Source organism: Gordonia sp. SGD-V-85 (assembly GCF_001456905.1).
Classification (GTDB): domain Bacteria; phylum Actinomycetota; class Actinomycetes; order Mycobacteriales; family Mycobacteriaceae; genus Gordonia; species Gordonia hongkongensis.
Genome location: NZ_LNQO01000012.1, coordinates 15,379 through 40,702 on the forward strand (window position 1 = coordinate 15,379; position 25,324 = coordinate 40,702).

23 protein-coding genes are annotated in these 25,324 nt (G+C 67.5%); 3 read left to right on the top strand and 20 right to left on the bottom strand.

Going from position 1 to position 25,324, the window contains the following annotated elements:
- Positions 1-43: 43 nt before the first annotated feature.
- The 5 genes from AS181_RS14750 to AS181_RS14770 form a co-directional block, all read right to left on the bottom strand.
- Positions 44-8,179, bottom strand: a complete 8,136-nt coding sequence (locus AS181_RS14750) for an amino acid adenylation domain-containing protein (protein ID WP_058252330.1) — start codon at positions 8,177-8,179, stop codon at positions 44-46.
- Between the two features lie 372 nt (positions 8,180-8,551).
- Positions 8,552-9,421: an ABC transporter permease gene (locus AS181_RS14755; protein ID WP_058252331.1), complete on the bottom strand. Its 870-nt coding sequence runs from the start codon at positions 9,419-9,421 to the stop codon at positions 8,552-8,554.
- On the bottom strand, positions 9,421-10,251 hold the full coding sequence (locus tag AS181_RS14760; protein ID WP_058252332.1) for an ABC transporter permease: 831 nt from the start codon (positions 10,249-10,251) through the stop codon (positions 9,421-9,423). The genes AS181_RS14755 and AS181_RS14760 overlap by 1 nt, the downstream gene beginning before the upstream one ends.
- 1 nt (position 10,252) lies before the next feature.
- Complete coding sequence (locus AS181_RS25160) at positions 10,253-11,701, bottom strand: ATP-binding cassette domain-containing protein (protein WP_175404338.1); 1,449 nt, start codon at positions 11,699-11,701, stop codon at positions 10,253-10,255.
- Between the two features lie 228 nt (positions 11,702-11,929).
- Positions 11,930-12,808: a glycosyltransferase family 2 protein gene (locus tag AS181_RS14770; protein WP_058252333.1), complete on the bottom strand. Its 879-nt coding sequence runs from the start codon at positions 12,806-12,808 to the stop codon at positions 11,930-11,932.
- A 428-nt stretch (positions 12,809-13,236) separates the two neighbouring features.
- Here AS181_RS14770 and AS181_RS14775 point away from each other — a divergent pair, with 428 nt between their 5' ends.
- Complete coding sequence (locus AS181_RS14775) at positions 13,237-13,731, top strand: phosphoribosyltransferase (RefSeq protein ID WP_058252334.1); 495 nt, start codon at positions 13,237-13,239, stop codon at positions 13,729-13,731.
- The gene (locus AS181_RS14780; protein WP_058252335.1) at positions 13,731-14,102 is read left to right on the top strand and encodes a GNAT family N-acetyltransferase; all 372 of its coding nucleotides are present in this window, start codon (positions 13,731-13,733) and stop codon (positions 14,100-14,102) included. The genes AS181_RS14775 and AS181_RS14780 overlap by 1 nt, the downstream gene beginning before the upstream one ends.
- A gap of 24 nt (positions 14,103-14,126) precedes the next feature.
- Here the strand turns inward: AS181_RS14780 and AS181_RS14785 are convergent, their stop codons facing one another.
- The 15 genes from AS181_RS14785 to rpsJ form a co-directional block, all read right to left on the bottom strand.
- Entirely contained in the window at positions 14,127-15,227 is a 1,101-nt protein-coding gene (locus tag AS181_RS14785; protein WP_139114213.1) for a hypothetical protein, read from the bottom strand.
- Positions 15,224-16,453 (bottom strand): sensor histidine kinase, encoded by a 1,230-nt coding sequence (locus tag AS181_RS14790; RefSeq protein ID WP_058252336.1) that lies wholly within the window; start codon positions 16,451-16,453, stop codon positions 15,224-15,226. Before AS181_RS14790 ends, AS181_RS14785 begins: the two co-directional genes overlap by 4 nt.
- Positions 16,437-17,540, bottom strand: a complete 1,104-nt coding sequence (locus AS181_RS14795; protein ID WP_231742454.1) for a hypothetical protein — start codon at positions 17,538-17,540, stop codon at positions 16,437-16,439. Before AS181_RS14795 ends, AS181_RS14790 begins: the two co-directional genes overlap by 17 nt.
- Complete coding sequence (locus tag AS181_RS14800; protein WP_058252338.1) at positions 17,537-18,841, bottom strand: sensor histidine kinase; 1,305 nt, start codon at positions 18,839-18,841, stop codon at positions 17,537-17,539. Before AS181_RS14800 ends, AS181_RS14795 begins: the two co-directional genes overlap by 4 nt.
- A gap of 214 nt (positions 18,842-19,055) precedes the next feature.
- Positions 19,056-19,346, bottom strand: a complete 291-nt coding sequence (gene rpsQ, locus AS181_RS14805) for a 30S ribosomal protein S17 (protein ID WP_058252339.1) — start codon at positions 19,344-19,346, stop codon at positions 19,056-19,058.
- Entirely contained in the window at positions 19,343-19,576 is a 234-nt protein-coding gene (gene rpmC, locus AS181_RS14810) for a 50S ribosomal protein L29 (protein WP_004020547.1), read from the bottom strand. Before rpmC ends, rpsQ begins: the two co-directional genes overlap by 4 nt.
- Positions 19,576-19,992 carry a 50S ribosomal protein L16 gene (rplP, locus tag AS181_RS14815; RefSeq protein WP_004020548.1) on the bottom strand — a complete coding sequence of 139 codons (417 nt, stop codon included), beginning with the start codon at positions 19,990-19,992 and terminating at the stop codon, positions 19,576-19,578. The genes rpmC and rplP overlap by 1 nt, the downstream gene beginning before the upstream one ends.
- Before the next feature lie 3 nt (positions 19,993-19,995).
- Positions 19,996-20,802: a 30S ribosomal protein S3 gene (rpsC, locus tag AS181_RS14820; RefSeq protein WP_004020549.1), complete on the bottom strand. Its 807-nt coding sequence runs from the start codon at positions 20,800-20,802 to the stop codon at positions 19,996-19,998.
- Positions 20,803-20,804: 2 nt separating this feature from the next.
- Positions 20,805-21,215 (bottom strand): 50S ribosomal protein L22, encoded by a 411-nt coding sequence (gene rplV, locus AS181_RS14825; RefSeq protein WP_058252340.1) that lies wholly within the window; start codon positions 21,213-21,215, stop codon positions 20,805-20,807.
- Entirely contained in the window at positions 21,215-21,496 is a 282-nt protein-coding gene (gene rpsS / locus AS181_RS14830) for a 30S ribosomal protein S19 (protein ID WP_004020551.1), read from the bottom strand. Before rpsS ends, rplV begins: the two co-directional genes overlap by 1 nt.
- Positions 21,497-21,513: 17 nt before the next feature.
- Complete coding sequence (gene rplB / locus AS181_RS14835) at positions 21,514-22,350, bottom strand: 50S ribosomal protein L2 (RefSeq protein WP_004020552.1); 837 nt, start codon at positions 22,348-22,350, stop codon at positions 21,514-21,516.
- Between the two features lie 30 nt (positions 22,351-22,380).
- A complete protein-coding gene (gene rplW, locus AS181_RS14840) occupies positions 22,381-22,686 on the bottom strand; it encodes a 50S ribosomal protein L23 (protein WP_058252341.1) in 306 nt (101 codons plus the stop codon).
- Position 22,687: 1 nt separating this feature from the next.
- On the bottom strand, positions 22,688-23,377 hold the full coding sequence (gene rplD / locus AS181_RS14845; protein WP_058252342.1) for a 50S ribosomal protein L4: 690 nt from the start codon (positions 23,375-23,377) through the stop codon (positions 22,688-22,690).
- Entirely contained in the window at positions 23,374-24,030 is a 657-nt protein-coding gene (gene rplC / locus AS181_RS14850) for a 50S ribosomal protein L3 (protein WP_058252343.1), read from the bottom strand. The genes rplD and rplC overlap by 4 nt, the downstream gene beginning before the upstream one ends.
- 19 nt (positions 24,031-24,049) lie before the next feature.
- The gene (gene rpsJ, locus AS181_RS14855) at positions 24,050-24,355 is read right to left on the bottom strand and encodes a 30S ribosomal protein S10 (protein WP_003938093.1); all 306 of its coding nucleotides are present in this window, start codon (positions 24,353-24,355) and stop codon (positions 24,050-24,052) included.
- Between the two features lie 405 nt (positions 24,356-24,760).
- On the opposite strand from rpsJ, the gene AS181_RS14860 reads away from it, so the two are divergent.
- A complete protein-coding gene (locus AS181_RS14860) occupies positions 24,761-25,237 on the top strand; it encodes a hotdog fold domain-containing protein (protein WP_058252344.1) in 477 nt (158 codons plus the stop codon).
- The last annotated feature ends 87 nt before the right edge of the window (positions 25,238-25,324 follow it).

Here is a 25,324-nt window from a genome sequence, read left to right on the forward strand (position 1 = left end):
TTGGTCGACTGCACTGCTTCGTTCCCGCGGGACCCGCCTCCGGTCACGGCGCGCCATCCAGAACCCGGAGTGCGTTGGTGCGGAGCTCTCCCAGCACGTCACCGAGTGCGTCGGGCCCCGACACCGCGAGGCCGGGCAACAAGCTCATCAGCGCGGTGGTGAGGGCAGAGTCCGGGTCAGGGAGTGCGGCAGCCATCGCATCACTGATCGACGACAGCACCATGAACGTTACCTGCGAATCCTGATGTGCGGCCGCCACCGCATCCGGCTGTGCGGCCGTGGCACGGGCGACCAGATCGGGGAGCGAGACGGCGCGTTCGGCGTCGGCGATGTCACCGGCCGCCGCCTGTTCGGCCGCGGTGACGATGTCGATGTCGCCCACCAGCACCTGCGGGTTCTCCGACACCTCCTCGAGTACTCGCAGGTACCGCTGCGCATAGCTCTCGACCGTGTTCTTGGTGAAGATGTCGGTGGCATAGATCAACTGGCCCGTCATTGAATCAGCGTCCTTTGCTGCCGGTGCACCGAAGTCGTTCGGGAACAACGTGAGCTGGAGATCCACCTTGGCTGGGGTCAACTGCTCGGATACCGGTGCGATCGTCATCGAGTCCATGTCGAGCGAGGGGATGGTGAAGTTCTGGTAGGCGAACATCACCTGATAGATCGGGTTGTAACTGGTGGGCGGCGAGGAGAGAACAGATGAAACGATCGTATCGAACGGGATCTCGGCGTTCGCCATGTCCGCCAGGTCCTCGTCGCGGACCCGCTGCAGGAGCTCGGCGAACTTCTCCTCGTCCTGGAGCCGCGAGCGCAGGGCCAGGGTGTTGACGAACATGCCGACCATGCCGTCCAGTTCGGGCTGACCCCGCCCGGCGAACGGGGTGCCGATCACGATGTCGCGCTGGGTGGTCAGCCGGCTCAGGAGCACCACCAGTGCGGTCTGCATCACCATGAACAGTGTCGCGTTGTGCTGGCGCGCGACCGCCTCGAGCTTGTGCACCAGGCCGCCGTCGATGTCGAAGCGCACCTCCTCGCCGACGAAGGACGGCGTCCGCGGGCGGGGACGGTCGGTCGGCAACTCCAGCCGGGCCGGCGCGTTGTGGAGCCGGTCGGCCCAATAAATGAGCTGCCGGTCCGCCTCGGTCGTCCCGTCGGGCCCGGGGACGGCGAGTGCCTCCTGCTGCCACAGCGTGTAGTCCAGGTACTGGACCGCGAGCGGCTGCCACTCCGGCCGGCGGCCGGCCACCCTCGCCGAATAGGCGGTCATGACATCGGTGGCCAGTGGCAGCATCGAGGCGCCGTCCGCGGTGATGTGGTGGACGACGAAGACCAGGATGTGCTCGGACTCGGTGAGCCGCAGCAACATCATCCGCAGCGGCGGGGCGATCGTGACGTCGAAGCCACGGCCGGTGAACTCCGCGATGGCCGACACGGGATCGTCGTCGACGTCGACGACGCTGCGCTCCAGCAATTCGAGTGCCGCGTCCCGGTCGAGCACGAGTTGGATCGGCTCGCCGTCGACCAGCGGATAGCGCGTCCGCATCGACTCGTGGCGGTCGATGAGGTCCTCGATGGCGCCGCCGATGGCGCCGGTGTCCAACTGTCCCGACAGTCGCAGCGCCATCGCGACGTTGTAGGCCGGCGACGCCGGATCGGCCCGGTTGATCAACCACATGCCGCGTTGTACGGCGGACAACGGCGCGCGGTCCCCGTGCGTGCGAGCCACCAGACGTGGCCGGCGCGAGGGAGTTCCGTGGTCGCTGGCGAATGTCGCCATCGCGCGCACCGACGGCGCGTCGAACACCGCGGCGACGGGGATGTCGACCTCGAGGTCGGCCGACAACCGGGCCGCGACCTTGGTCGCGCTCAACGAGTTCCCGCCGAGGTCGAAGAACGACTCGGCCACGCTGATCCGGTCCACGCCCAGGACATCGGCGAACACCCGGGCGATGACCCGCTCGGTCGCGGTGCTCGCGGGCACGAATTCGGCGGTCTCGATCACCGGCGCGGGCAACGCTTTTCGATCGACCTTGCCCGCCGAGTTGAGCGGCATGTCCGACAGCGGTATCCAGATCGTCGGCACCATGAACTCCGGCACCGTCCCGGTCAGATGCGACTGGGCCTCGGCCGGGCGGACGGAGTCGGGCGAGTAGTAGGCCACCAGGCTCTGTCCGGCGGCGAGGTCGGCGACCGTCACCGCCGTGTGGACGATGCCCGGCACCGACATCAGCGCCGACTCGATCTCGCCGAGCTCGAGGCGCTGACCCCGAAGCTTGACCTGGAAGTCGTTGCGGCCCAAGTACTCGATCTCTCCGGCGGGGCTCCACTTGCCGAGATCCCCGGTGCGGTAGAGCCGCGACCCGGACGGCCCATACGGGTCGGCCACGAAGCGTTCGGCGGTGAGCCGGCCCTGCGAGACGTATCCACGCGCCAGTTGGACGCCGCCGAGATAGATCTCACCGGGCACTCCGACCGGGAGCGGACGCAACCGGTGGTCGAGGACGTGGACCGTCGTGTTGGGCACGGGTCGCCCGATCGGCACGACCGTCTCCGAACCGCGGACGTTGTGCTCGGTGACGTCGACCGCGGCCTCGGTGGGCCCGTACAGATTGTGCAACCCGACGGCGGGCAGCGCGGTGCGCAGGCCACTCGCGGTCGAGGTGGTCAATGCCTCCCCCGAGGTGAACACCTGACGCAACGAGCTCAGTTCGGCCAGCCGGTCCGCACCGACGACGTCGAGGAAGGTCGACAGCATGGACGGCACGAAATGCAGTGTGGTCACGTCCGCGTCCTGGATGATGTCCACGAGGTACGACGGATCCCCGTGCCCGCCGGGCTCGGCGACCACCAGCCGAGATCCGGAGATGAAGGGCCAGAACAATTCCCACACCGACACATCGAAGGTCACCGGCGTCTTCTGCAGAACCACGTCGCGCTGGGTGAGCGTGTAGTGCTCCTGCATCCAGTCGAGGCGGTTGACGATCGCGCGATGGGACACGACGACACCCTTGGGGCGTCCGGTCGACCCGGACGTGAAGATCGTGTACGCGGCGTTCTCCGGACCGAGCGGCCCGCGACGCTCGGTCGAGGCGAGCGGCGCCGCGTCCGAGTCGACCTCGGCCGCGGCGTCGACCACGGTGACCGTGACGCGGTCGGCGAGGTCGTCGACAACGGCGGGGCGGGGCCCCGGTCCGACGAGTACGCGCCGGGTACCGGCGGTCTCGAGCATGTAGTCGGCGCGGTCGACCGGCGCCTCGGTGTCGAGCGGCACGTACTGACCACCTGCCAGCACGATGGCGTGCACCGCGACGAGTAGTTCCACCGAGCGCGGAATGCACACGGCCACCGCGACATCCGGACCGACACCGTCGTCGATCAGCTGTCGTGCGAGCGCCGTTGCACGGGAAGCGAATTCGCCGTAGGTGACCTCGCGGCCGGCGAAGACCAACGCCACCGCGGCAGGATCCCGGCGATATCCGGTCAGCAGCGCAGCCGACAGATCAGGCGCGGAGAGTTCCCGTGCGGCGCCGCGGGACCAGCCCCGGACCGTGTGCACCTCGGCGTCGGGGAACGCGAAGAGATCATCGACGCGCAGCGCTGGTCCGGCATCGTCACGCCCGAGCGAGCCGGCGATCGTCCCCAACACATCGTGGAGGTAGCCGGCGAACCGTTCGATCGTGCTCTCGTCGAACAGGTCACGCGCATACCCGAACGCCACCGAGATCTGACCGGCGTGGTCGCCGGTATCGGCGTACTCGACGACACTGAGTGAGAGGTCGTACTTGGCGAACGGTGCCCGGGCGTCGATGAGGCTGATGCCGGCCTCGTCCTCGAAGAGCCGCTCGACCTGATCGCGCTGCATCACCAGCTCGACCTGGAAGAGCGGCGAATGCGCGGTGGAACGGCGCGCACCCACCGCGTCCACGACCTGCTCGAACGGCACATCGGCGTTGCTGAGGGCCTGCGCGCGAGTGTGATTGGCCTCGCGCAGCAGACTGTTGAGGTCGGTGTCGGGATGCACCCGGGTGCGGAGCACGAGGGTGTTGACGAACATGCCGATCAGGTCGGCGAGTTCCGGCTCTTCCCGCCCGGCGATCGCGGTCCCGATGGCGACGTCGTCGCTGCCGGACAGGCGCGACAACACGACTGCGAGCGCGGCGTGGAAGATCGCGAAGACGGTCACTCCGTGCTGTGCGGCCACCGCGTGCAGCCGGGCGACGGTGTCGGCGTCGAGGAGGGTGTCGACGTATCCGCCTGCGCCGGAGGGCCGGATGGGCCGCGCCCGGTCGATGGGCAGCGAGATGAGCTCGGGCATCCCCGCCAGTTCGGCGCGCCAGAAGTCGAGTTGCGCCGACATGAGCGAGGTGTCGTCGGCGGCCTCCCCCAGGACGTCGCGCTGCCACAGCGCGTAGTCGGCGTACTGCACCGGCAGCGGGCGCCATGCGGGCTGCTCGTGGGCGAGCCGCGCGGCGTAGGCCGTCAGGACGTCGGTGATCAAGGGTCCCAGCGAAGCACCGTCGCCAACGATGTGGTGCATGACGACGATCAGAACGTGATCGAGCGTTCCGTCGGGCGCCACGGAGCGGAAAAGTCGTGCGCGGACCGGATATTCGTAGTTCAGGTCGAAACCGGTCACCGCGAAGTCGGCGAGCCTGCGTTCGGTGTCCACGGGTGCCACGTCGACCACGTCGAACAACCGGGCCGCGGCCGCCGCCTGCGCCGAATGGATGAACTGGTAGGTCTCCCCGTCCTCGTCGGGGAACGTCGTCCGCAACGGCTCGTGTCGTGCGATGACATCATCGATCGCCGCGGCGAGCGCGGCGGCGTCGACGTCGGCGCCGAGCCGCACCGCCCCCGGGATGTTGTAGGCCGGCGAGGTCGGGTCCAGCCGGTTGATGAACCAGAGACGACGTTGGCTGAAGGCCAACGGAATCCGGTCCGGGCGCGGCTGCGGCACCAGCTCCGGCCGGCGCGCGGCGGCGTCGTCGGTCACCGGTGTCGCGACCCGGATGATGTCGCCGAGGCTCTGACTCTCGAAGACGTTGGCCAGCTTGATGTCGAGCCCGACGACGGTACGCAGGCGCGACGCCAGCCGGGCAGCGGTGAGCGAGTCCGCGCCGAGGGCGAAGATGTTGTCCTGCAGCCCGATCGGCTCGATGTCGAGCAACTCTTCGACGATGGCGACCACTTCGCGTTCCCGCGGAGTCGACGGCGCGACATAGGCGACCCGTTCGTCACGCGCGAACACCGGCGCGGGCAGCGCCTGCCGGTTCAGCTTGCCGTTCGCGGTGAGGGGCAGCTCGTCGATCAGCATGACGGTGTCGGGCACCATGTATCCGGGCACATGGGCGCGGACCTGCTCGCGGATTTCGGCTTCGTCGAGCTCGCAACCGTTTTCGGCGACCGCGTAGCCCACCAGTTTCGCCCCGCCGACCGATGCCGCGTCGGTGACGACCGCAGCGGCCGCGGCGACGCCGTCGACGGCACGCAGCGCCGTCTCGACCTCGCCCAGTTCCACACGGAATCCCCGCAACTGCACCTGGGTGTCGGCGCGCCCCAGATACTGGACATCGGTACCGATCCGCCGGCCGAGATCGCCGGACCGGTACATCCGCTCGCCGGTGCCGTACAGGTCGGCGACGAATCGGGTCGCCGTGAGGCCGTGGCGGTTGCGGTACCCGCGCGCGAGTTGTCCGCCGACGACGTAGATCTCGCCGACCGCACCCTCGGGCACCGGACGCAGGCGGTTGTCGAGGACCCGCAGGCCGAGCGAGTTCAACGGACGGCCGATGAGGCTCGCACTCTCATCGCGCACCAGATCGGGATCGAGCGGACGGTAGGTCACGTGGACCGTCGTCTCGGTGATGCCGTACATGTTGACGAGTTCGATCTCGTCACCGAACGCCTCGTACCAGTTGTGCACCTCGTCGAAGCGCAGCTCCTCGCCACCGAAGACGATGTAGCGCAACGCCAACGACGTTCCCGTCCGGCGCCGGACGTCGGCCACGATGCTGAACGCCGAAGGCGTCAGGGACGCCACGGTGATCTGCTCGTCGGCGAGCAACTGCAGGAACTCGGCGGGCGCGCGGGCGACCATTCGGTCCACGATCACGGCACGACCGCCCGTGAGCAGCGGGCCGAAGATCTCCCACACGGAGAAGTCGAAGGCATAGGAGTGGAAGACCGACCACACGTCCTCGGGCGTGAACTCGAAGTCGGCCGACGCCGCGTCGAGCAGCGTGGCGACGTTCCGATGAACGATCTCGACACCCTTGGGCGCCCCCGTCGATCCGGAGGTGTAGATGACGTAGGCCGTCGCCTCCGGGGTCCGCGGGCCGCGCGGTACCGGGACCGCGGCGACTTCCGGAGTCCCCGCCTCGTCGAGCAGTTCCCCGGCCTCGACGACCTCGCACTCCCCCGCCCACCCGGGCCGATCGCCGTCGGAGACGATCAGGCACGCCGGCGCGGCGTCGTCGACGATGTAGCGCAGACGCTCTTCCGGATTGCCGGTGTCGAGTGGCAGGTATCCCGCTCCCACCTTCAGAACGGCCAGCATCACGACGACGAGACTCGAGTCGCGCGCCGTCGCGACGCCGACCAGGTCGCCTGCTCCGATACCGCGAGCGTGCAACGCTCGCGCCATCGCGTCCGAGCGGCTCGCGAGTTCGGCGTAACTGAGGGTCGTGCCGCCGGCGTCGGAGACGGCGCCCCGGTGACGATGAGCGGTCGCGATCTCGTCGAACATCTCGACGAGGGTCGGCGTGGTCGCCCGCGGTCGTGGCTGTGGAAGAGCCTCGAGCAGACGGCGATCGGTGTCCACGAGCAGGCCGACGTCGGCGACGGGGGTGTCGAGTGCCTCCTCCGACAGGAACCGGTCCAGGAACGTCAGGAATCGCTGGTGCAGAGCGTCGAGTTCGGCCGGTGCGTACAGATGCGGGTTGCCGTGCAGGTCCACGACGAGCGGTGCGCCGGGGCTCGACTGGTACAGGTTGATCAGCAGATCCTCGAGGATGCCCGAGGTCAGGATCCGGTACTCCATCTCGGTGCCGTCGATGGCGACCTGCTCGTCGAAGAACACCATGTTGATGGTGGGTCCGAACGAGACCGAACTCTGATCGAGACCGGCGTCGCGGCGGATGTCGTCGGAGCGGTAGCGCTGGTGCCGCAGTGCGCCGGTCAGTTCGAGCTGCGCGGTCTGGATCAGCTCCCGCACCGACTTCGAGGCCACCCCACGCAACCGGATCGGCAGGATGTTGGACACCATGCCACCGGAGATCTTGATCTTCGCGGTGGCCCGGCCGGTGACCGGGAGGCTGAGGACGATGTCGTCGTGGTTGCTCATGCGCGCCAGGAACGCGCCGAACGCCGAGGTCATCAGGACGGCCAGCGAACTGTTCAGCTCACCGGCGAGGGCCTCGTACCGGCGTTGCCGGTCCGGGTCGAGAGCTGCACTGGCCACGACATTGTCGAACGACAGCGAACCGGTGGTGCCGACCTTGGACAGCGTCACCCGCTCCGGCAGGTCCGCGACGCGCTCGAGCCAGTGCGCGCGGTCGGTTTCGCGCCGGGTGCTGCCCTGGTACGCCTCCTCGTAGGCGACGATGTCGGCCATGGTGGCCGGCGACTTGTCGCGCGGTTCGTCTCCCCGGCGAAGAGCATTGTAGCGGTCGACGGTGCGCCGCATGATCGACAGCGCGGCATAGCCGTCGATGATGATGTGGTGGGCGCGGTTGTACCAGAACGTGCGATCGTCGGAGATCAGCAGGATCGAAACGATGATGAACTGGTCGGTGAGGAGATCCACCGGCTGTCGGTACTCGGCCTGCATCCACGCCATCGCCGCGGCGACCGGGTCGGCCTCGGAACGGAAGTCGAGAATGTCGACGGTCTGATCGAAGTCGACGTCGACGTACTGCATGGGGATGCCGTCGATCTCGGTCAGACGGACGAAGGGCGACTCGACGAGTTTCCCGACCTCTTCACAACAACGGGCGAAGAGGTCGATGTCCAGTCCACCCGGCGCGTGGCGGATGTCCACGTACTGAGCGATGTTGACCGAGTACTCGGACGACAGCGACTCGGCGAACCACATGCCGCGCTGCGCCGCGGTGAGCGGGAGGACCTGAATGGTCTCGTCCACGTCACCCGGCGTACCCGCACGGTAATCGGCGATTGCCACGTCCTCTGAACTCTCCCTCGCTAGTCCTGCAGTCGATTAGACCTCACGACACTGCCGTTGGTAATCGTTCAGACCCTCCACATCGGACGCCGACACAGAATCTCCATCCTATTTCACGCGAGGGGGTCTCATGAAACCGGGATGCGGGGCCAGCCTCTGAGAATGCCATCGCCGACGCCACCTTCCTTGTTACCTGCCGCGGCGTGTCCAGGCCCGGCGAGACAACCGCCCCCGACGGGCGTCGCGCTGGGCGCATAGGACTCTGACCAGCGTGGATGTGCGCGCGGCCGATGGTGGGGCGGTCCACGTCGGCGCGGCTGAAGCCATACCGAGCGTCATTCGTTACCCGGACGCCACTGGATCGGTTCGCGGTCATCGGTCCCTTGCGGCCTTTCGATAACCGCGAAGAGCTGGATAGATGGAAATGACCAGAATCACCACGGTCCAAACCGCGACTTTCACCAGATTCTCGGCGAGAGGACCGCCCGCGGCCAGCGCACGCATGGCTTCGATGGCCGGGGTCATCGGTTGATTAGCGACGATCGGCTGCAGCCAGGTGGGATAAGCGCTTATCGGCGAGAAACCGGAATTGAAGAACATCAGCAGACTCGATGCCAGTCCGAGATAGGGCACGATCGGCGCTCCCGGCCGGGCGCTGACGGCGAGTGCGAGGGTGAGGGTGGCGAACGCGGCGCCGTACGCGAGAGCCACCAGTACCAGTCCGATCGCCGATCCGAACCCCTGGGTGAACCGAAAACCGATCAGGTGGCCGGCGGCGAGCAGGATGAGCGTCGTCACGAGGATGCGGACCAGCTCGGACATCACCCGCGAGGTGAGGTCGGCCGCCCGATGGATCGGCAGGACGTACAGCCTGGCCAGCAGACCCGTGGCCCGTTCCCGGTTCAGCCGAGTCGCCGAGGCGATCGAACCGAACATCGCACCGACGAGGATCACCAGCGGCACCGTGCCATAGGCGCTGTTCTGGCCGGTTGCCGACCCGATGGTGTCGCCGAGTACGACCTTGAACATGATCATGCTCAGCGCTGGGAAGAGCAGCGCCTGCATCAGGGTAGGGACGTCGCGGACGAACACCACGATCTGTCGGCCGGCGAGCGGGAGACTCTGGTGCCACCACGCCCGGAACGACGACTCCCGCGGCACGTCGGTGGCTGCGGTCGTCAAGAATTGTCGCTGGACGCCCGGTTCCCCGACGGTCGCCGTGCTCACGTCGACGGCGCTCATCAGCGCGCCCTCCGCGTACTGATCGCCAGCAGAAGCAGCGCGGTCGCGGCCAGGCCGGCGCACCACCACAGCGACGGCTGCAGTTGGTGCCATGTGGCGGTCCCGGCGTCGAGAGCGCGCATCGAATCCGCGAACTGCGAGATCGGCTGGTTGCGCACGAACGGCTGAATCCACTCCGGGAACTGGGTCAGCGGCACGAACCCCGTGGACATCATGCCCAGGATCAGCGTCGGCAGCGCCAGCGCCTGACTGGTGGCCTCCGGACTTCCGGCCACCAGTCCCAGGCCGTCGGCCGCCCACGAGAACAGGGCGCCGATCAGGAACGCCAAACCGAACAGCCCGACGGTGCCCCACAGACCGCCGCCCGGACGCCACTCGATGATCAGGCAGGCCACCGCCGCGCAGACGAGCGAGATCACCAGCAGGACACCGTTGGTCGCGGTCCGCGCCAACATCGGGATCACCGGCGACATCGGCATCACCCGGAACCGGGTGTTGATCCCCTGGACGCCGTCGAAGGCCGCACGCATCGCCGCCGAGGACGCAGCGAAGTTCACCGACTGCAGCACGATGATCGGCATCAGGAACTGCCCGTAGTTGATCCCGGGCGTGACCTCGACGATGCTGCGCAGCGGTAGGTAGAAGCAGATCGCGAGGAAGGCCGGGGACACGAACGCGAAGATCACCTCGCCGCCCCGGAACACCTTCGAGATCCCGCGACCAGACAGCGCCCACCACTGCTGGACGGGCCGCACGCGCGGCTCGGTCAGCACGGTTGTGACCGAGCCCGACGACATCGCCCCCGATCGCAGTACGTCAGAAGTCGTCATGTCAGGTCGAACTCCGGTCCCGGCGCGGATCGGTCAGCGCCAGGAAGACCTCGTCGAGCGATGGCCGCCGCATCGCGACGTCGGACAGCGGGATGTCGGCCGCCGCCGTCCGGCGGATGACCTCGACGAGGGTCTCGGGGCCGTCCGGCGCCGGCACCGCGACGAAGTGGTCGTCATCGCCCTGGACGTGATCGGCGATGAGATCGGCGAGGGTGTCGCGGAGCCGGGCACGGTCGGCGGGGTCGGCGGGTGTGACCTCGCAGTAGGCCGCACCGGTCGACGCCTTCAGCTCGTCGGACGTTCCTTCGGCGATGACCCGCCCCTTGTCGATGACGACGATGTTGTCGGACAGGACGTCGGCCTCTTCGAGATACTGGGTGGTCAGCAGGATGGTGACACCGGAGTCGCGGAGCTTCTCCACGAGCGACCAGACCTCGAGGCGGCTGCGCGGATCGAGCCCGGTCGTGGGCTCGTCGAGAAAGACGATCCGCGGCGCGGTGACAAGTCCACAGGCGATGTCGATTCGTCGGCGCATACCGCCGGAATACTCGCGGACCCGCTTGCCGCCGACATCGGTCAGCGAGAAGGCGTCGAGCAGTTCGTCGGCGCGGGCGCGGGCAGCCGACTTGTCGAGGCCGAGGAGACGACCGAACAGAACCAGGTTCTCGCGGCCGGTCAGGGCCTCGTCGAGGGCGGCGAACTGCCCGGTCAGCATGATGGACTTCCGGACCGATGCCGCGTCGTGTGCGACATCGTGACCGTTAACGGTGGCGGTGCCGCCGTCGGGCTTCAACAGGGTGCAAAGCATGTTGACCGTCGTGGTCTTACCCGCGCCGTTGGGCCCGAGCAACGCGACGATGCTGCCGGCCGGGACGGTGAAGCTCACGTCCTCGACGGCGACCATGTCCTTGAATTTCTTGTGCAGGTTCCTGGCCTCGATCGCGAGCCCTGATGGGGCCGCGGTGGTCGGCGGGGGCGGCTCCGGCGACGGCACGTCAACTGTCGGCGATCCGGACCCATCGGCCGGAGGTCGATGCCACTGCGGAACCATCCGCGCCGGTGTATCGAACGGTGCCGTCTCGACGACGTGGCCGTTGTGATCCGGGGATGCGAAGTCTCGCTGGTCGGCCCGTTCATCGCCGCCGCCACGCACCCCATCAACAGGGCGCTCGCCGACGAGGGCCTCGTCCTCGGGCGGTGCGGCGCGATAGGGGGCCCGGGCGGCCGGGCCTGCGGTATGGCCGTTGGGTGAGGTGACGTCCGAATCCGCGTCGTCCGCGGTCGGCGTCGAGGGACTCTCCCGTTCGGCACGCCAGCGCCGAAGTTGCTCCGCTACCGGGTCCGGCAGTACGAACGGGTCCTCGGGCAGTGGCGGAAGGGGCGGGTCGTGCCGTTGATGACGCGGCTCGTAGGACGCGACTGAGGGTCGCTGACCACTGGCCTCGGACATGTCTTCCTCTACGCGTCGACGACAGGACAACACGGACAGCCCGCTCGTCAGCCGAGAGTCCGCAGGGCGGGGCACGACCATCTGAAGCTAGGCATCCACGACAACAAACTTACGCACGATTCGCCGTTTCGGACGAATTTGACCCGGTCCGTCATTCACGAATTTGTCGTCGGGCCGCGCGGAAAGGTTACGCGGGCGTTCGCGACCCGCCGCACGCCATCACCGCGGTCACCGGTCGTCGGCGCGGCGTTCACAGGTGACGAGGGCGCGGCGCCGTTCGAGCGGCATGAGCAGTCGGTGGGGGCGCCAGTTGTGCTTCTCGTCATCCCAAGGCCGGAACAACAACCACATCACGGTGAATCCCAAGAATCGGAACGGCCGATCGACCCGGAGCACCTTCACCGCCGCATCGTCGCCCCGCCGCGCGGCCGTGCGTACACCACCGGCGATGTAGGAGCGGTTCTGCCACGGTGAGTGACGTAACTGTCGGCACGAGGTGTCTACCTGGACGCGCGGGTCGAAATACATCATCAGGCCCCAGTCGGACAAAGCCAGACTCAGGTCGAGTTCCTCCCAGATGTCCGGGTCGGACCTCAGCGAATCCCGCACTTGTTTCCATGCGACCTGACGGATCGCGTAATTAGGGCCGCTGAGACCCCCGATCTTTCCCCCGTCGGCCAATGCGCCCAGCGTCAGGGTCACGAGACGATGCTGCAGTGCGCGCGACGGACCGTCCCAGGTGAGTACCACGCCCGTCAGACCGTCGTAAGCCTGTCCTTCCTCGGAATCGAAGAACGTCACGATCCGCTCGGCCCAGTCCTCCCGCACGAACGAGTCCGCATCGGTTTTTGCGATGATGTCCGACGTGGCGGAATCGAATCCACAATTGCGCGCCGGGATGACCCCGGGCCGAGGCTCGACGATGCGCCGGACGTTGTCGTTGTGTTCCGCGAACTCGTCGACGATGGCCGCGGTCGCGTCCGTCGACGAGTTGTCGACGACGATGATCTCGTCGACGTGCCTGGTCTGGGTGATCAGATGGTCCAGGCATCGTCTGATCGTGTCGGCCTCGTTATATGCCGGAACGATCACCGAAAGTGTACTCACAACGCCCCCACCACCAAATACGGACCGACACTGACCAACGTTCGTACACCTTGCGGGCATTCATGAAATCGTTTTTGCAAGTTGATTTGGTTGTGTTCTCCTAACACGACCGCAAGCGCCAGACAATGATGCTTGCTCGAGTACACATGGATCAACGATTGCAAATCGGCAAGAGCATCAGATTTGTGAAGCGCAGTATTCATTGGCCGCAATGATACCGAGAAATGCACGAACGTCTACATCAAATAGCGTGTTTCCGACATTCTTTTTCGTCGAGGTGAAAGGGAATAGCAGCAATTAACCGGTTCTTCACCGAAACCTTCGAGCCATATTCGCGCCCCGGTTCGCATCGCGTCCCCTCGGCGTAAGACCCGAGTCGGTGTGCCACTCGGCTCCCGGCGCCGCGGGCGCTCTGGAAGAGTGTCCCCATGACCACTCCATCTCCCGAGCGCGAAGTTCTCACCTGGGAGCTCAACGGCATAGCCTGCCGTGAACTCGCCGAACAGGTGGCCGCCGACGCGTTCGTCCCGGACATCATCCTCGGCATCGCCCGCGGCGGCCTGATCCCGGCCGGCGCGCTCGCCTACGCCCTGGACTGCAAGCTGATGATCTCGTTGAACGTCGAGTTCTACACCGGCGTCGGCGAGACATTGTCCGAACCGGTGATGCTGCCCTCGCTGCTGGAGTCGAGCGGTCTGACCGACCAGCGGGTGCTCGTCGTCGACGACGTGGCCGACACCGGCAAGACCCTCAAACTGGTCAACGATTTCTGCCAGGAGCAGGGCCGGGTCGCCGAGGTCCGCAACGCCGTGCTCTACAAGAAGCCGCACACCATCACGATCCCCGACTACAGCTGGCGGACCACCGACAAGTGGATCGACTTCCCCTGGTCCGTGCACGGCCCGATCGCGGCGGTGCAGTAATGACCGCGGACAAGACCGGCGCCGAGACCACGGTGCGCGACAACCCCGCCGAACACCGCTACGACATCCACGTCGACGCGCCCGGTGGTGTCGCACTGGCCGGCTTCGCCGAGTACCGCGACCGAGTCTCCGGGACCGACGACGCTCCGGCGACCGAGCGGGTGTTCTTCCACACCGAGGTCGACCCGGCATTCGGCGGCCGCGGTCTCGCGACGATCCTGGTGCGCGAAGCCCTCGACGACGCCCGCGCACGCAACCTCACGATTGTCGGCGTGTGCCCGCTGGTGGCCGCGTTCCTGAAGAAACACCCGGAATACGCCGACGCGACCGCTCCGGTGACGCCGGCCGTCCTCGAGTGGTTGCGCTCCTGATCCGGACTGATCCGAATCTCGTCCTCACGTGCCCGAGACGCTCCGCACCACCTCGCCCTCTGCGGTCATCTCGATCCGACGCGTGCAGTCTCGCGACGAGACGACCACGGACGCCGCCACCGGTCGGCCCGGCGGCATGATCCGGGCTGTCACCCGCTCGTTGTCGGCAGCCAACTCATCGAGCAACAGGCGCGCCATCCGATCGCGTGACGAAGCGCGGTCTTCTTCATCGAGCGATTGCAGCGCCCCGTCGTCGAGCAGGATCACCACCGCCCCGCGGGCTCGCGCCGCCCACACCGCATCCCGGATCGCGGGCGTGTCCCAGTCGGGTGCCCGGATGCCGTCGCGGAGCTGGGCCTCGAGCAGATGCACCTCGGCGATCTCCGACGACGAGAACTCGTCGTTTGCGGCGATGCGCTCCAGGACCGGGCGCGCACGCTGCTCGAAGTCCTCGAAATTGCGCCGGCGCTCGTCGGCGGCCGCCTCCGTCGATGCTGCGTCGAACGCCTCCCGGAGGGACCGGGCCCGCAGTTCGGCATTCTGATCGGCCATCGGCCGGAGGATGAGCAGGAACAGCGCCGACAGGACGAGAACCGGGTATGCCCACACGGTGATCGTCACGCCGGGAACGAAGCCGATGCCCCGGTCGAGACCCCACAGCCCGCACAGCACGCTCATCGCCACTGCGCCGGCCCACGCGATTCCCGGCTGCCCACGCACCGCGACGAGCGTCAGCACCACGATTCCTCCTGCGGTCGCCGGGCCGTTCTGCAGCGTCATGTACTGCTCGGCGGGCAGCGACCACCACGAAATCCCGGTCGCGGCGAGCACCGCGACGGCGGCCGCAACGGCCGACCGTCGATCACATCGGCCGTCCGGGAGTCGCACCACCCGTCGTGCCGTGACCACCAGCAGCCCGAATGCCACGATCAAGCCTGCCCATCGACGGGGTGAGGTGATGTGCAGGCCGGTTCCGACGGTCACTGTCACGTACGCGACCGCGAATCCGACGAGCGCGACAAGCACTGCGCGGGATCGAAACCCGAAGAAGTCGTCGTCCTGACCGCCGGTCCCGGCGGCCGCGCAAGCAGTTGCGGCGGACGCCTGGATGCCTGCGCCGCTCATCTCGGCGACCATGAGAGCCTCACCACCGTCCCGCGGCCGGGAGCGCTGCGCACCTCCGCGTCGCCGCCGATCGCGCGCATTCGACCGATGAGTCCGGCGTCGATGCCGAAGCGCGACGAGTCGAGATGTCCGGGGTCGAACCCCACTCCGTCGTCGGCGACGCCCACCCAGAGCGCGTCGGCCGCGAGTTCACCACCGACGACCCGCTCCGCGTGGTCCCCGGCATGGCGCACGCTGTTGCGCATCGCCTCCGACAGAGCGGCGAGCACGGCCTCGACGACCTCCGCTGGATAGGTCTGGCCGTTGTCGACGACGTGGACGGTGAATTCCACGTCGTCGTCGATCTGTGCGGTCGTCAGCCGGACTTTCCGGAGCAACTCTGTCGGGACGACGTCACCGCCCACATCGCGGTCGCCGCGACGCCAGGCGTCGATCTCGCCGAGAGCCTGTCGGGCCTGCTCGGCCACCCGCTGGTCCCGGGTCGACGGCCGCAGCGCGAGGAGGCAGGCGATCACATGATCGTGTATCAACGCGTCATAGCGGGAGCGTTCGGCTTCCCGTGCGACCGCCGACGCGGTCACCTCCGCCGCCCGCACCGCGGTGGAGCGCGTCTCCCCCAGCTTCTGAGCGGTTCGCATCGTCACAATCCCCACCGCCATGAACACCCCCGTCAGCCCGATGGTCAGGGCGGTACTCGTGTACATCGTCGCCCGGACACCACCGAACACGGCCAGCTGATTGGCGGTGTGCACCATCGCCGTCGCCACCACGAGATAGCCGATCGCCGAGCCGAACCGGAGCGCGATCACCAACGCGAGCCCGGGGACGCCGGGAAACTGCACCAGCCACACCGGCCACCGTCCGTACCCGCCCGCGGTGTCGGGGTTCCATGCGACGAACCACAATGCCGTCGCCAGGAGGTAACCGGCGGCGCTGCAGATGCCCGCCGGCAGTATCCATCCCGTCGTCGGACGGAAACTACCGACGAGCAGTGCGATCGCGGGTCCGACGATGAGTGCTGCACTGAGCGGCGGCCACCACGAAGCCGTCAGCGAGGCCGAACCGATCAGAACCGGCAGCATCGCCGCGGAGTAGGCGATCACGCCCGCTCCGACGAAGCGAGCCGCATAGTGTTGTGCGCGTACCAGATCGGCGTTGGTCTCGATGGGTTCCGCGTCGGTGGCGGCGCCGTCGTCGACCCTCCGTGCGCTAGGCGTTCTCAGCACGTGCCTCGCGCCCGATTTCGGTGCGGACCAGCACACGGGGGTGGAACTCGACCCGGTGAGAGACGTGGCTCGCGTCCACTCCGACCGACGCGAGCGCGTCGCGACCCGGTGGTTGGATGCGTACCGTCACGCGGCCGTCCTCGACCTCGTCCAGCAGCTCGGCGACCGCGTTCGCCAGCCGTTCGCGCGCCACGGCCGCGTGCGCGTCGTCGAGCGCGGCCAGCCCGCCGTCGTCGAGCAGAACGACGCGCACACCCCGCTGACGCGCCCGCCACGCCGCGTCCCGGACCGTCGGAAGGTCGAGCCCGGAGGCACGGATGCCGTCGCGTAACTGCGCCTCGAGCAGTCGGGCCGCGACCACCTCGTCGGCGGTGAAGGTCTCGCGGCGCGCCATGCGTGTGAGGACGGGGCGTGCGCGTTCGTCGAGGGCGGCGAGACGTCGGTCCCGCACCTCGGTGGCCGCAGCGGCGGCGGCGTCGAGCGCCGCCTGACGTTCGTTGGCCTCGCGTAGTTCGTAGATGTTGCGGGCCATCGGGCGCAGCATGACGGAGAACAGCGACCCCATGATCATGATCGCGTATCCCGGCAGGGTGATCGACAGTCCCCAGACCGCTCCCGCGGTCGAGACGGCGCCCCACACGCCCGCGATGACGCTGATGCAACCGCTCGCGAGCCACGCCGCCAGGGGACGACCGCGCACCGCGACGAAGGCCAGGATGATCACCGATGCCCCCATCGGCGGCCCGGTCTGCATCACGTGCGACGGCGGCGACGGCAACGAGAACAGCGTCACGGCCACGGCCGAGACGGTCATCGCGGCGATGACGGAGGTCGTCGACCCGGGCAGCGGATCACCGGGCGAATCGAGGATCGTCATCCCGGCCACGACGAACAACACGAAACCGGCGAACACCCCGGTCCACTGCCACCACCCGGTGATGGACGAGTCGGCATAGAGCGTCACGGCGAAGTAGCCGCATGCGAACGCGCCCATCATCAGCCACAGGGGCCGCGACCCGATGCCGAACGCATTGACGACCTCGCCGCGTTCGGCGTCGTCGACGCCGCGAGAACACTCTCGTCTCACGGCCGCTCCCATCGGACCTGAACCGTGGTCCCCCGCCCGGCGCGACTGTGCACCCGCGCGTGGCCACCGGGCAGCCTCGCGAGACGACCGCGGATGCTCACCGCGATTCCCAGCCGGCCGACCGCCACCGACTCCGGATCGAACCCGACGCCGTCGTCGACGACCGCCATGCTCAGGGCGTCGGATGCCAACTGCACGATGACAGCGCATTCGGCATCGTCCCCGGCGTGGCGCAGCACGTTCCGCAACGACTCCGACATCGCCTCGACCACCGCATCGAGGACCTCGACGGGATACGAGGCGGGCTCGGCACGCCGAACCTCCACGCCGTCCTGGTCACCGGGGTCCTGGTCACCGGGGTCCTGGTCATCGGCGTTCTGGCCACCCACGACCTCCACGTCGAATCGTTCGGAGATGTCGGCGGCGGCCGACCTGATGCGACGGACCACCTCGACATCCGGAACGGTGTCCGCATCCCCGGGTCCCGGCACCCGGGCGAGTTCGTCGAGGGCCGACGCGGCCTGGGCGGCGAGCCGCTCGTCGGGACGCCCCGGCCGGACGGCCAGGAGTGAGGCGATGACCCGGTCGTGCACGATGGCGTCGAACCGCTCTTTCTCCACCTCGCGGGCCGACGCCGCGGCCACGTTGGCCGCGGTGCGGTAGGTCTCCTCACGCGTCTCGTCGAGCTCACGGCCGGTGCGGGTCGCGACCAGCACGACCGCGAGGAAGACACCGGTGAACACCAGCGACCACAGGATCTCCACGGGCGCATCGGAAGTCACCTCACCGAATCGGCCGAGCTGCTGGGAGATGTGCGCGAGGGTCGACGACACGAGCAGACCCGCCACCGCGAGACGCGGCCGCACGAGCATCAGCACCATGCTCGGCATACCGCAGAAGGCGACCATCCACTGCGCCGAGTCGTCGGGATTCGTCAGGGTCGTCCCGTTCCAGGCCACGAACCACAGACCCAGGCCGAGGATGTACCCGGCCCAGGTCGTCAGGGCGAGCGGGGTGAGCCACGCCGTGCCCGGTCGAAAGGTCGCCGCGATCACCAGGATTCCCGGTCCGACCGACAGCAGGATGCTCAGCGGTGGCCACCAGGCGTCGGTCAGCGGCGCCGAGGCGAGGATCGACGCCGCGGAGACCACGGGGTAACCGATGAAACCCAGGCCCAGGAAGCGGGCGCCCACCCGGCGGACGCGGTCCAGATCCGGCTCCGCCGAATCCGATTCGAATGCGCGCCGCACCCACGCGGGTCGTGCGGGGGTGTCGCCGCTCGCGAGATCGGTGGTGGGCATCGCGTCTCAGCCTCACACTGTCCGGCTCGACCGGTCAATCCCCTGTTGAGACCAACCCTTCGTGACGCTCCTCCGCAAGCTCCGGAGCTCCTCAGGGATCGGAAGCAACACGCTCCTCCGCAAGCTCCGGAGCTCCGCAGGGATCGGATACACCAAACCGGCCCGCTCCCTGTGGGGAACGGGCCGGTGACGGTAGAACTCGTTGGGAGAGGGCCTACTTGGCCTTCTCCAGCACCTCGACGAGACGCCAGTGCTTGGTCGCCGACAGCGGGCGGGTCTCCATGATCCGCACGCGGTCACCGACGCCGGCATCGCCGTTCTCGTCGTGGGCCTTGACCTTGCTCGTGGTCCGGATGATCTTGCCGTAGAGCGGGTGGCTCTTACGATCTTCCAGCTCGACCACGATGGTCTTCTGCATCTTGTCGCTGACCACGTAGCCGATGCGCTCCTTGCGGCGTGCGCGCACCTCGGTCTGGGTTTCGGTCACCTTCTGGTCCTCACTCATGCGTCATCACCATCCGGTCCGGACGCCAGGCCCAGCTCCCGTTCGCGCATCACGGTGTAGATACGCGCGATCTCGCGACGCACGGTCCGCAGGCGACGGTTGTTGTCGAGCTGGCCGGTGGCCATCTGGAACCGAAGGTTGAACAGTTCTTCCTTCGACTCTTTCAGGCGATCGACCAGATCAGCGTCGTTGAGCTCACGAAGCTCGTTCGCAGCAACTCCGAGTGCCATCAGAACTGCTCCTCTCTGGTCACGATCCTGGTCTTGATGGGGAGCTTGTGCTGCGCGCGACGCAGGGCCTCGCGAGCGATCTCCTCATTCGGGTAGGTCATCTCGAACAGCACGCGACCCGGCTTGACCGGGGCGACCCACCACTCGGGCGAACCCTTACCCGAACCCATGCGGGTCTCGGCCGGCTTCTTGGTCAGCGGGCGGTCCGGGAAGATGTTGATCCAGACCTTGCCGCCACGCTTGATGTGCCGGTTGATCGCGATACGAGCGGACTCGATCTGACGGTTGGTGATGTACGCGCCTTCCAGAGCCTGGATGCCGTAATCGCCGAACGTCACCTTGGTGCCGCCCTTGGCCTGCCCCTTGAGGCTGGGGTGGTGCTGCTTGCGGTGCTTGACCCGACGTGGGATCAACATGGCCTAGCCCTCCTGCTTCTCAGCCGCACCAGCGGTGGCCTCGGCGGGAGCGGCCTCGGCCGCGCGAGCGGCGTCGGTGCTCGTCGCAGTGGTGCCCGAGGCACCGCTACGCCGGGGCCGGCTGGGCCGGCGCGGACGGCGATCCTCGGCTGCCGGAGCGGCCGCGGCCAGCTCACGACGTCCACCGACGATGTCGCCCTTGTAGATCCACACCTTCACGCCGATCCGGCCGAAGGTGGTCTTGGCTTCGTAGAGTCCGTAGTCGATGTCGGCGCGCAGCGTGTGCAGCGGCACGCGACCCTCGCGGTAGAACTCACTGCGGCTCATCTCAGCGCCGCCCAGACGACCCGAGCACTGGACCCGGATGCCCTTCACGTTCGGCTGACGCATCGCCGACTGGATCGCCTTGCGCATCGCGCGGCGGAACGCCACACGGTTGCTCAGCTGCTCGGCGACGCCCTGGGCCACCAGCTGGGCCTCGGACTCGGCGTTCTTGACCTCGAGGATGTTCAGCTGGACCTGCTTACCGGTCAGCTTCTCCAGGTCGCCGCGGATGCGATCGGCCTCGGCGCCGCGGCGACCGATGACGATGCCCGGACGCGCGGTGTGGATGTCGACGCGAACCCGGTCACGGGTGCGCTCGATCTCCACCTTGGCGATGCCGGCCCGCTCGAGCCCCGTGGAGAGGAGCTTGCGGATGGCGACATCCTCTTTGACGTAGTCCGCGTACTGCTTGTCGGCGTACCACCGCGACTTCCAGTCGGTGGTGATGCCCAGACGGAAGCCGTGCGGGTTGATTTTCTGGCCCACTACTAGGCTCCCTTCTTCTTCGGCTGACGCGAACGGCCACGGCCGCTGGCTGCCTTCTCCGGCAGGCTCTCCACGACCACGGTGATGTGGCTGGTGCGCTTGCGGATACGGAACGCACGACCCTGCGCGCGCGGCTGGAAGCGCTTGAGGGTCGGGCCCTCGTCGGCGAACGCGGTGGCGACGACCAGGGTCCGGCGATCCAGATCCAGGTTGTTCTCCGCGTTGGCCACGGCACTCGCCAGGACCTTGTACACGGGCTCGGACGCCGACTGCGGTGCGAACCGCAGGATGTCGAGGGCCTCGTCCACGTTCTTGCCGCGGACCAGGTCCAGGACACGACGCGCCTTCATCGGCGTGACGCGCACGAACTTGGCGGTCGCCTTTGCTGTCGGATTATCGGTCTGCGTAGTCATTACCGGCGCTTCGCTTTCCGGTCATCCTTGATGTGACCCTTGAAGGTACGGGTGGGGGCGAACTCGCCCAGCTTGTGCCCGACCATCGAATCCGAGATGAACACCGGCACGTGCTTGCGGCCGTCGTGGACGGCAAAGGTGTGACCGATGAAGTCGGGAATGATGGTCGAACGACGGGACCAGGTCTTGATGACCTGCTTGGTGCCCTTCTCGTTCTGGACATCCACCTTCTTCAGGAGGTGGTCGTCGACGAACGGGCCCTTCTTGAGGCTGCGTGGCATTCTCTTACCTCCTCCTGTTATCGCTTGTTCTTGCCGGTACGACGGCGGCGGACGATCAGCTTGTCGCTGGCTTTGTTCTTGCGGGTACGGCCCTCGGGCTTGCCCCACGGGCTGACCGGGTGGCGACCACCGGAGGTCTTGCCCTCACCACCACCGTGCGGGTGGTCGACCGGGTTCATGACGACACCACGGACGGTCGGGCGCTTGCCCTTCCAGCGCATACGGCCGGCCTTGCCCCAGTTGATGTTGCTCTGCTCGGCGTTGCCCACCTCGCCGACGGTGGCGCGGCAGCGCACGTCGACGCGACGGATCTCGCCGGAGGGCATACGCAGGGTGGCGTAGGTGCCTTCCTTGCCCAGCAGCTGGATCGACGATCCCGCGCTGCGGGCCATCTTCGCGCCGCCACCCGGACGCAGCTCCACGGCGTGGACCTGGGTACCGGTCGGGATGTTGCGCAGCGGCAGGTTGTTGCCGGGCTTGATGTCGGCGGTCGAGCCGCTCTCGACGACGTCACCCTGCTTCAGGCCCTTGGGCGCGATGATGTAGCGCTTCTCGCCGTCGACGTAGTGCAGCAACGCGATCCGCGCGGTGCGGTTCGGGTCGTACTCGATGTGAGCGACCTTGGCGTTGATGCCGTCCTTGTCGTTGCGACGGAAGTCGATCAGACGGTAGGCGCGCTTGTGGCCGCCACCCTTGTGACGAGTGGTGATGCGGCCGTGAGCGTTTCGGCCACCACGCCCGTGCAGCGGACGCACCAGCGACTTCTCCGGGTGGTCACGGGTGACCTCGGCGAAGTCGGAGCCGCTGGCCCCACGACGACCCGGGGTCGTCGGCTTGTACTTACGAATAGCCATGAGTCTCTAGTCCTTCTCTGGGCGCCCCGGTCAGCTGACCGAGCCCCCGAAGATCTCGATGGGCTTGCTGTCTGCGGTCAGCGACACGATGGCGCGCTTGGTGGACTTGCGCTGGCCGTAGCCGGTGCGGGTCCGCTTGCGCTTGCCCTGTCGGTTCGCGGTGTTGACGCTGGCAACGCTGACACCGAAGATCTTCTCGATCGCGATCTTGATCTCGGTCTTGTTGGACTCCGGGTGCACCAGGAAGGTGTACACGTTGTCCTCCATGAGCCCGTAGGACTTCTCCGAGATCACGGGCGCCAGGATGATGTCGCGCGGGTCGGCAACGGTCGCCATGTCAGGCCTCCTCTGCTGTCTTCTCGACGGCAGCCTTGGCATCCGCCGTGTTCTGCTCGATGAAGGCATTGAGCGTCTCGACGCTGAACACCACCTCGTCCGAATCCAGGACGTCGTAGGTGTTGAGCTGATCCGGCGCGATCGGCAGCACGTTCTGCAGGTTCGCGACACTCAGCCACGCCGTCAGGTCCTCGCGGCCGAGCACGACCAGGAACTTGCGGCGATCGGAGAGGCTCTCCAGGAACTGACGCGCCGACTTGGTCGAGGGCTTCTGCCCGGAGACCAGTTCGGTGATCACGTGGATGCGCTCGTTACGAGCGCGGTCGCTCAGCGCACCGCGCAGTGCGGCCGCCTTCATCTTCTTGGGGGTGCGCTGGCTGTAGTCGCGCGGCTGCGGGCCGTGGACGGTGCCACCGCCGGCGAACTGCGGGGCGCGGGTCGAACCCTGACGCGCACGGCCGGTGCCCTTCTGGCGGTACGGCTTGGCGCCACCGCCGCGGACCTCGCCGCGGGTCTTGGTGGAGTGCGTGCCCTGGCGTGCCGCGGCCTGCTGGGCCACGACGACCTGATGCATCAGCGCGATGTTGGCCGGGGCGTCGAAGAGCGCGGCGGGCAGGTCAACGGTTCCGTTGGTCTTGCCGTCGGCGGTCTTGACGTCCAGCGTCAGCTTGGTAGCCGTCTCGGTGCTCATTTGGCACCACCCTTCACTGCGTCGCGAACCATCACGATGCCGCCCTTGCGACCCGGGATCGCTCCCTTGATCAGCAGGAGACCGGCCTCGGCGTCCACCTTGTGGACGGTGAGGTTCTGCGTGGTCACCTTGTCGTTACCCATGCGGCCTGCCATGCGCATGCCCTTGAACACGCGACCCGGGGTGGCGCAGCCACCGATCGAGCCCGGAGCGCGGTGCACGCGGTGGGCACCGTGGCTGGCGCCCAGACCGGCGAAGCCGTGGCGCTTCATGACGCCGGCGAAGCCTTTGCCCTTGGAGGTGCCGGTGACGTCGACCAGCGCGCCGTCGGCGAAGATCTCGGCGGTCAGTTCCTGACCGACCTCGAACTCGGCGACGTCGTTGACGCGGATCTCGGCCAGGTGGCGGCGCGGGGTGACCCCGGCCTTGCCGAACTGACCGGCGACCGGCTTGGTCACCTTGCGGGGATCGACGGCGCCGTAGGCGAGCTGGACGGCGGTGTAGCCGTCACGGTCCGCGGTGCGGAGCTGGGTGATCACGTTCGGGCCGGCCTGGATGACAGTCACCGGGACGACGCGGTTGTTCTCGTCGAAGACCTGGGTCATGCCGAGCTTGGTGCCCAGGATGCCCTTGGTCGAACTCTGATTGCTCATGTGTTATCTCGCCCCCGTCCTACTGGATGTTGACGTCGACGCTGGCCGGCAGGTCGATGCGCATGAGCGCGTCGACCGTCTTCGGTGTCGGGTCGAGGATGTCGATGAGTCGCTTGTGGGTACGCATCTCGAAGTGTTCGCGGCTGTCCTTGTACTTGTGCGGCGAACGGATGACGCAGTACACGTTCTTCTCGGTGGGCAATGGCACCGGGCCGACGACGCGTGCCCCGGTACGGGTCACGGTCTCCACGATCTTGCGCGCCGAAGCGTCGATCGCCTCGTGGTCGTAGGCCTTGAGCCTGATGCGGATCTTTTGTCCCGCCACGCTGTGTCCTCTTCCGTCAGTTGTTCTCGACAGACAAACACCGCGTGATCTGGACCGACCTCTCGCCGGCTGAGCACATGACCACCGTGTGAGATACGGCAATCGACGCTGTTCATCTGTCGTTGTACGTTGGCTCGCACCTGGTACGAGCCGGTTTGCTCCGGCACCCGCGGTCGGGCGTGTCGGGACCGTGAACCGATGTCGGGGCACGCGTTACACGCCCAGTCCCCGTAGACCGGGCCTGGGAGTCATTCACCTGATCGCGACCGCGGGTCTGGCACATGGCACAACCTGCGTCCGCCGGTCAAGGCAACCCGAACAGTATGCATCAGGTCGGGAGCACGATCAAATCAGCGCCGGCGACCGTCGGCCGAACCTTACCTGACCGATGAGTAAGATACCGCCATGAGTTCCACGAACCCCACCTTCGCCCTGCGCAAGAAGCTGCCCGCCAATCCGCTGGGCAACGTCCTCTTCTCCCTCGGCATGGTCGCGAAGGTCCCGTACTTCGGCACCGTCCTGCCTCTCGTGCAGGAGATGGAGCCCGGCTACTGCAAGGTCACTGCACCCAACTGGTTCGGCGTCCACAACCACATCGGCACCTTCCACGCGATCGCGGCGTGCAACCTCGCCGAGGCCGCGATAGGGATGCTGATGGAGGCCACCACGCCCACCACCCACCGTTGGATTCCCAAGGCGATGCAGACCAGCTATCTGACGAAGGCCACAACGCGCCTGACCGCCGAGGCGCGACTGGCCGACCCCGTCGACTTCGACGCGATCACCACCGGCACCGACGTCACCGTGTCGGTGAGCATCGTCGACACCGAGGGCGTCGAGGTCGTGCACTGCGACATCACCACCTGGGTGACGCCGAAGTAGTCGCCCCGCCCGGGGTGCCGTCCCGACCGGCTGCTCCTAGGGTGGGAGGATGCCTCCGCCCGGGGCACCAGGGCACCAGCGGCACCG